Here is a 7195-nt window from a genome sequence, read left to right as displayed (position 1 = left end):
CATATTAAAAGTCTTTATGTTGCTAAAAACCCGTGCTATGATATTTTTTATGCAATAAATATTGCAAGTTTGTTGCTATCATTAATTTTCATAACGATAAGTGAGTTTGGTGAACTCGTTATGCAAGCGCTATGTAGGTAATTAAAGCACTACATAGATAATGGTAAGTAGAGTAATACTCTTAATTTTTGATTTCATAATCTTAGACCCTGTTTATATGCAATGTTGCAAAGGAAGCTAGGGCTAAGCGGACTTTTTTAGGAAGTAATATTATGTCAGCTCGTGAGCAAGGTATCGTTAAGTGGTTTAATGACGCAAAAGGCTTTGGTTTCATTCAACGTGACAGCGGAGAAGATATTTTTGTCCATTTCCGCGCGATTCAGGGTGATGGCTATCGTTCTCTAAAAGATGGCGAAAAAGTTGAGTTCAGCGTAGTAGAAGGTGACAAAGGTCTGCAAGCTGAAGAAGTCAGAAAGACAGAAGAGTAATTTGCTCAGACATTAAAGCGGTTTAGTTATAATGTCTGTACAAACTACTGATATACTACAAAGTCAAGCCTATCTTATCTTACCTATGTTGAGTGAACTACAGCATATTTGGTAGGATTGAATTTGGGCTTGGCTTTTTTTATGTCTATATGTCTGATAATTTTCCACAGACTTAATAAAGCTACTCTTACTGACTGCGGTTTAAACGCTACATTTGATACTATAAAGGTTCATTATGAGCCTATTTATAATTAATAAAAGACAAGTAATTTATTTAAAAGGATATTTTTTTGAGCAATTTTACAACGTTTACCGATCTGCCACTTTCAACAGCGACCCTGCGTGCAGTAAGTGATCTAGGCTTCACGGAATTGACGCCCATTCAAGCAAAGATATTACCGTATACACTGGCAAATCAAGATGCTATTGGGCAAGCACAAACGGGTACAGGGAAAACAGCGACTTTTCTACTGACTATTATGGAAGCCTTGCTTAAGCGTCCATTTACCAATGATGAAGAACGCTATCTTGGTGAGCCGCGCGCTGTGGTCATGGCGCCAACTCGCGAGCTGGCTCAGCAAATATTTGATGACTGCATTGCTTTGACCAAATATACCTCGCTACATAGCGTTTGTATTATGGGCGGCACTAACTATGAAACTCAGCAGCACGAGCTTGAACGTCAATACGTCGATATCTTGGTAGCGACACCTGGTCGTCTAATTGATCTTGCTAATAAAGGCATGGTGTATCTAGACAGAGTAGAGGTATTGGTACTTGATGAAGCAGATCGTATGCTAGATATGGGGTTCATTCCTGATATCAAGCGCCTAGTCGGTCGAATGCCCGCCAATACCGATCGTCAAAGCTTATTATTTTCTGCAACTTTTAACCAAGATGTGATGAATTTGGCCTATCGCTGGTTACACGAACCTCAGTTTGTTGAGATTGAGCCTGAACATAAAACCAGTGAGCTAGTAGATCAGCATTTCTATTTGCTAACAGAAGATCAAAAGCTAGATGCCTTACAGCGTATCATTAGTGATGAAGCAGTAGAGAGGGTTATCATCTTTGCCAATCGTAAAGACCAAGTAAAGCGTTTGTATCATAAATTGCGTCAAGCGCATAATATCGTGATGCTCTCAGGTGATGTCATTCAACAAAAACGTGAGAAATACTTACAGCGATTTAAGGATGGTCATGCGTCTATCTTGGTGGCAACAGATGTAGCAGGGCGCGGTATCCATGTCGATGATGTCAGCCATGTAGTCAACTTTACTTTGCCTGATCAGCCAGATGATTATGTACATCGTATTGGTCGTACGGGCCGTGCGGGTCAGACAGGTATTAGTATCAGCTTTGTGAGTGAGGATGATGCATTCAATATACCAGCATTAGAAAAGCATTTAGAAACTAAGTTTACGCTTGAGCAGTGGCAGGAATAATCGCTATAAACTGTTTGTTATTTAATAAAAAAAAGCCCTCAATATCGAAAATGGTATTGAGAGCTTTGTTATATGCTAAGTTTTAATAGTATCTGTTATGAACAACTTTATTGAGCGTGTTCCATCATTTCGGTATGCTCATGGTGATTCATGTCCATTGACTCATTACTCATGTCATGCATGCTATGGTTCATATGGTTGTCCATATCTTGCATATTATGATCCATGTTTTCTGTCATATCCATATCATGATCCATCTGACCCATGTCGTGAGAGTCCATATCAGACATCATAGCAGCGTGGCTACCATGATTCATCTCGCCATGCCCACTATGCATATTTGCCATAACCATCGGCACGACCGCTACTGCCAAGCCTGAAATTACCATAACGGCACCATTTAACTGTCTCAAGCGAAAACGTCCAATCTTATCACGTAACCAGCCGACCGTTTCATGCGTCGCAACTAGCATCGGTATGGTTCCTAGACCAAAGACGAACATTAATGCAGCACCGCTTAATGGATTATGAGCAACAACCGCAATCAGTAGAGCACCATATACCAAGCCACAAGGTAAGAAGCCCCAAAGCAAACCTGCTGTGAGTGCGCGCGGAAAGGTATTAAGTGGAAATACCTTTTGACGCAGTGGGCTAAGGTATTGCCAAAAGCGCATACCAAAACGTTCGAGTTTGGTTAAAAACGGTGCACCAAGCATCGTTACACCGACAAATACCAGCACCAGTCCTAATAAAATACGCGGTGTGCTATTACCCATCATCAATGGCTTTAATACGGTAATACCGATAAGCCCTGCGATTAAGCCTAATAATGCGTAACTCGTTAAGCGCCCAAAATGGTAAGTGGCCACTAAAGCACGGCGCTTAGCGGGGCTGACGTCTTTCATAGACAGACCAAATGCAGTCACAAGACCACCACACATGCCTAAGCAATGCGGTGAACCAAAGAATCCCATTAGTAATGCCGCCACAAGTAAAGCGATGGTCATGAATGCGTCTCCTAAAAATGTTGAAGGGCGAACCTACTCGTACTGTATAACTTGATGAAGCAGCACCAATAAATTACGCATTTATAAGGTAAATAGAATTAGATTTTGGCATCTTTATCTATGTCAGAATTATCGTTATTTCCACCAGTTCCCGCTGTTTTATCTTGCTGCTGGTCGGGCGCTGAGCGTTCATGAGCCTGCATGGTTTGGCGGCGTTCTTGACGGTCATCCAATATAATACGCTGTGATGCATTGTCTAGGTCTTCGAATTGGTTTGATTTGACCGCATAACGCACTGCCCAAATAGCAACCACAAACAGCATGAGACTTAATGGAATTAATAAAAATATACTGAGCATGGCAAATCTCTCAAATAACTGTGTCTCTTATCATTATACACCCATCACGAATATAGTGGATGCTACGATAGTATTTAGAATAAGTTTCTCAATGGTACGGTGTGCATCTTTAACGTTTATTCGTTAGCGTTTTTTGCGGCGTTACCTCTTGGGGTCAATAGCTGCTGCGAAGTCACGTCATTGGCATGGCGGCAGTCCATCTGTGGACGTATCACATCGCGCAGATAGGCGGCGACTTCATAGACAGCTCGTCGTGAATGACTTAAGTTGTGGGCTGGCTTTATCCAATCGCGACTTACTGGCAGTGGCGCAGGGAGTGGCGTACTATTGATACCATTTAAGGCGAATTGCCTACGTGCACGTGTCATATGGTAGCTATCAGTAATCAGATATACATGACGTAGAGGAACACGTTTGGCTGTAAAACGGGCATTTTCACACGTATTCATACTGGCATTTTCGCTTATTAGTCCATCGATACCGTGTTCCGTCAACCATTGACCGAGCCATGGAGCTTCCGCGCCACTCAGTACGATCGGTAAGGGTAAGTCATGATAAGCGCCTGCAGCGGTACGGGCACGATTGAGGCTATAACGATTTAAAATGATTTGGTTGTTATGGTCATTGGTCAGACCGCCGCCTAGTACTACATAGGCGGTAGGTGGAGAGCTCATGGCAGCAGAAGGCGTATCAGGTAGCGGTAGTAAAGAAAATATATAAACGATCGATTGCGAAAACAGTGGGGTGAATAAGCTAATGATCAATAAGATAACAGACGTGGAGCCTAGTATAAAAGTGATATTAATAATGCGAAAAAGCGTTACCATGCGTTCAGAAAACCGCAAGTAATATCGCCATAATCGTTTAGATAATGGCCGATTAGACCATGATTTTTTAGGCCACATGCTCAGCATATCCGATTGAGCCATCAGCATTTACCCAAACTGGCTCACATGACAATTGAATGGCAAATTTCTCATAGACGGTAGCAGCGATATATTTCTGCGCGATGGCTACATCGTCTTGCGTGGCTTGCTGAGGCTTGTGGTTTGTCAGTACCAATGCTTGCTGTTTATGCGTAAAAATAGGTGCAATGCCGTTCCCTTTTAAGCCTGCCTGCTCAATGAGCCAGCCCGCGGCGACTTTTACCGTTGCATCAGGCATCGCATAACCAACGATAGTTGGATAAGTTGCTTGCAGCGCCGTGAACTGTTCCTGACTGATAATAGGGTTTTGAAAAAAACTACCGCAGTTAGGCAGCTGTTTTGGGTCTGGCAGCTTTTGTTGTCGAATATCTATAATGGCTTGCATCACATCAGCAGGTGTCGCTTGCGTGTGCCCTCGTTGCTCAGCATAACGCTGTGCTACAGTCTGTACATCGCCATAATTGGCTAGAATATTAGTGGGATTAGTATGTAGTCTGAAACCTACGCGGCTAATAAGCCATGTGTTTGGCGTGCGTTTAAAGATACTGTCACGATAGCCGAATTGGCAATCAGCAGCTGATAAGTAGTGCCAAGTTTGTGTTGCCAAATGATAGGCGCGTACATACTGTAAGCGGTCTTCTAGTTGTACACCATAGGCACCGATATTTTGTATGGGTGCCGCGCCAGTCAGACCAGGGATTAGCGCCAGATTTTCTAATCCATACCAGCCTTGATTGACCGTATGTACGACCAAGTCATGCCAGTTCTCACCAGCCATCACTTCAATATCAACATAATCGTTGGTTTGATTGGTCAGATGAATACCACGCATTTTTGGCTGTAACACCATGGCTTTTAACACTGTAGGTAATAAAACATTACTACCACCAGATAGCACAAACAATGGTCGTTTGTCTGCCGTATCCTCTATATAAGTTGCCATAAAGTCGTCAAGCTGCACCTCATTCTCTAGTACCACTACAGAGTCAGTAACACAAGTCAATGCCATAGTATTGTCATATGACAAATCGATTGACTCATTGACTAAGGCAGTCGCTGAAACATTAGTTGTGATGGTAGACTGAGCACTGTGGTCAAGGCGTGAAGCTTGGGTCATAACATAGCCTATATGGCAAAAGGATAGTAAATGATAAGGTAGCGATAGTTGATTCAATTTAAAAGAGATACAAGGCAACTGAGTGCAGACGTAACTGTGATACGTCAAGCGAAGTTAACGCTGTAGCTCTTTTATAGAGGATTAACTATATTATAGAGGATACCGGATGCAAGAGTAGCAGAAATATAGACGGTATGGCTAGCAGGCTTTCCAGCTTTCTATCCAAGCTTGTGCGCTTGATTCGATACGCTCGATCACTTCTTCGAAATCATCGTTATCCCCTTTATATGGATCTGGCACATCATCACCGCCATATGTCGGGTCTTCTTCACTGAACAGAGCTAATGTCGCCAAATTATCTTCTGCGTTTGTAATGCTATCTTTAATAGCTTGCAGATCAGATAAGTTTTGCGCGTCCATGGCTAAAATCAAATCAAAATCACGAAAGTCATTGGCACTGACTTGACGCGCGACCAGCTTGTTGATTTTATAGCCGTGTGACTTAGCATGACGCTGCGAACGCATATCAGGCGCACTGCCAACATGCCAATCACTAGTGCCTGCTGAATCTATTTTTATGGATAGTCCTGCAATCGCTACTTGCTGACGAAAAACTTCTTCAGCAGTAGGAGAGCGGCATATATTCCCTAAACATACCAATAACACAGACGAGGGAGTACAGGCTTTCATTAGCATAATATGACCTTCTACAAAAAAAAACATGCTATAAGAGACCAGCACTATTAATGCGGCTTTTATTAGCATGCAATTGATTTAATCAGCGGCTAGCGTAACGTTTAATGCTTAGAATGGCAAGGGTGGAGACTAAACAATAGCGTCATTTAGCAATGGACTTGAGGCCATATAATACATGGCTACAAGGGGAGAGCGTAAGATATATTTAGTCTTGATTGCTTTTAAAACGTTGTAGATCGCGACGCTCTTTTTTGTTGGGCTTGTTATCAGGACGAGCAAGGTTGGCCAGTTTGCGTTGCTCGGCATAGTAAGCACGACGCGTTTCGCTCTCTTTGGTCTCTGAATATAATACCTCAGCGGCGGTTGCATTGCCACGCTGTGCAGATAGCGCCTCAACAACGACCGTCTTTTCGGTCATTGCGGTCGCTGAGCCTTGACGAATGGTTAGCTCATCTCCAACCGAAATCTCTTTGCTGGTTTTTACACGGCTACCAGCATAGTGTACACGTCCACTCTCAATCGCTTGCTTGGCAAGGGTGCGTGTACGATAAAATCTGGCTGCCCATAGCCATTTATCGAGACGGATTTTCACCAGCTCCTGATTTTTATCAGTACCTTTCTTCATAAAATCCTCTATATCTACTTTTCTATATCAGGTATATATTAGGGCGATTTGTATATTTGCAAATAGATATTACGAGGGTGAATTAGTTGCACCACTGTTGCTCACAAGGCACACCATCGTGGTTACCATCCATTTTTGTATTGGGACAATAGTTTGTGAAATAAGTTGCTTCTGCGCAGGATGTCATTTGTGAACAATGTGTTCTGCCATCACATGAAAAGCTTGAGGCTGATTGTGTTGATAATACTGGAGTTATAGCTGACTCTGATGTGGAACCCAAATCAATGTAGGTTGGCGTTATGCCATCAATATTATCGATGTTATCAGTATCAGTAGAGGTAAACGCAGGTTGCGTTACGATATCGGCCGCTGCATTGGTTGCAGGTTGATTTATCGTATTTTTAGGTTGAAGGACTCTATAACCTATAAGCAAAAAAATCAAACATATCAATATCACTAGTACTTTGTTTATCACTGTGCCATACCTGCCAGCTTGTAATCACTATTAATTTGAAAACGGCAGTTTTTAATT

The 7195-nt window shown here is 42.4% G+C and carries 8 protein-coding genes and 1 pseudogene; 2 read left to right on the top strand and 7 right to left on the bottom strand.

The window, feature by feature from the left end:
- Window positions 1–272 precede the first annotated feature (272 nt).
- Window positions 273–488, top strand: coding sequence for a cold-shock protein (locus tag ACT3QQ_RS13405; protein ID WP_444520935.1), 216 nt, complete (start codon window positions 273–275; stop codon window positions 486–488).
- Window positions 489–778: 290 nt separating this feature from the next.
- Window positions 779–1933, top strand: coding sequence for a DEAD/DEAH box helicase (locus tag ACT3QQ_RS13400; RefSeq protein ID WP_444528373.1), 1155 nt, complete (start codon window positions 779–781; stop codon window positions 1931–1933).
- 107 nt (window positions 1934–2040) lie between these two features.
- On the opposite strand, the gene ACT3QQ_RS13395 is transcribed toward ACT3QQ_RS13400, so the two are convergent.
- From ACT3QQ_RS13395 to ACT3QQ_RS13365, 7 genes and pseudogenes are all read right to left on the bottom strand, one after another.
- Window positions 2041–2940: a sulfite exporter TauE/SafE family protein gene (locus tag ACT3QQ_RS13395; protein WP_444528372.1), complete on the bottom strand. Its 900-nt coding sequence runs from the start codon at window positions 2938–2940 to the stop codon at window positions 2041–2043.
- A gap of 98 nt (window positions 2941–3038) precedes the next feature.
- Window positions 3039–3299: a cbb3-type cytochrome oxidase assembly protein CcoS gene (ccoS, locus tag ACT3QQ_RS13390; RefSeq protein ID WP_444528371.1), complete on the bottom strand. Its 261-nt coding sequence runs from the start codon at window positions 3297–3299 to the stop codon at window positions 3039–3041.
- Between the two features lie 116 nt (window positions 3300–3415).
- On the bottom strand, window positions 3416–4144 hold the full coding sequence (locus ACT3QQ_RS13385; protein ID WP_444528370.1) for a YdcF family protein: 729 nt from the start codon (window positions 4142–4144) through the stop codon (window positions 3416–3418).
- A 49-nt stretch (window positions 4145–4193) separates the two neighbouring features.
- Window positions 4194–5234, bottom strand: coding sequence for a UDP-N-acetylmuramate dehydrogenase (murB, locus tag ACT3QQ_RS13380; protein ID WP_444528374.1), 1041 nt, complete (start codon window positions 5232–5234; stop codon window positions 4194–4196).
- 306 nt (window positions 5235–5540) lie between these two features.
- Window positions 5541–6038, bottom strand: coding sequence for a low molecular weight protein-tyrosine-phosphatase (locus ACT3QQ_RS13375; RefSeq protein WP_444528369.1), 498 nt, complete (start codon window positions 6036–6038; stop codon window positions 5541–5543).
- A 205-nt stretch (window positions 6039–6243) separates the two neighbouring features.
- On the bottom strand, window positions 6244–6663 hold the full coding sequence (locus ACT3QQ_RS13370) for an RNA-binding S4 domain-containing protein (RefSeq protein ID WP_444522726.1): 420 nt from the start codon (window positions 6661–6663) through the stop codon (window positions 6244–6246).
- 82 nt (window positions 6664–6745) lie between these two features.
- Window positions 6746–6886, bottom strand: a pseudogene (locus ACT3QQ_RS13365) (excalibur calcium-binding domain-containing protein); the annotation flags it as partial.
- Window positions 6887–7195 lie beyond the last annotated feature (309 nt).

This window comes from Psychrobacter sp. AOP7-A1-24, assembly GCF_052376235.1.
Taxonomy (GTDB): Bacteria; Pseudomonadota; Gammaproteobacteria; order Pseudomonadales; family Moraxellaceae; genus Psychrobacter.
The sequence above is the reverse complement of the archived record's forward strand: the minus strand, read 5'-3'. Positions and strand labels throughout refer to the sequence as shown.

Coding starts and splice junctions, on each gene's coding strand:
- ACT3QQ_RS13405 (WP_444520935.1), top strand. CDS start 273: ATGTCAGCTCGTGAGCAAGGTATCGTTAAGTGGTTTAATGACGCAAAA.
- ACT3QQ_RS13395 (WP_444528372.1), bottom strand. CDS start 2,940: ATGACCATCGCTTTACTTGTGGCGGCATTACTAATGGGATTCTTTGGT.
- ccoS (WP_444528371.1), bottom strand. CDS start 3,299: ATGCTCAGTATATTTTTATTAATTCCATTAAGTCTCATGCTGTTTGTG.
- murB (WP_444528374.1), bottom strand. CDS start 5,234: ATGGCATTGACTTGTGTTACTGACTCTGTAGTGGTACTAGAGAATGAG.
- ACT3QQ_RS13375 (WP_444528369.1), bottom strand. CDS start 6,038: ATGCTAATGAAAGCCTGTACTCCCTCGTCTGTGTTATTGGTATGTTTA.
- ACT3QQ_RS13370 (WP_444522726.1), bottom strand. CDS start 6,663: ATGAAGAAAGGTACTGATAAAAATCAGGAGCTGGTGAAAATCCGTCTC.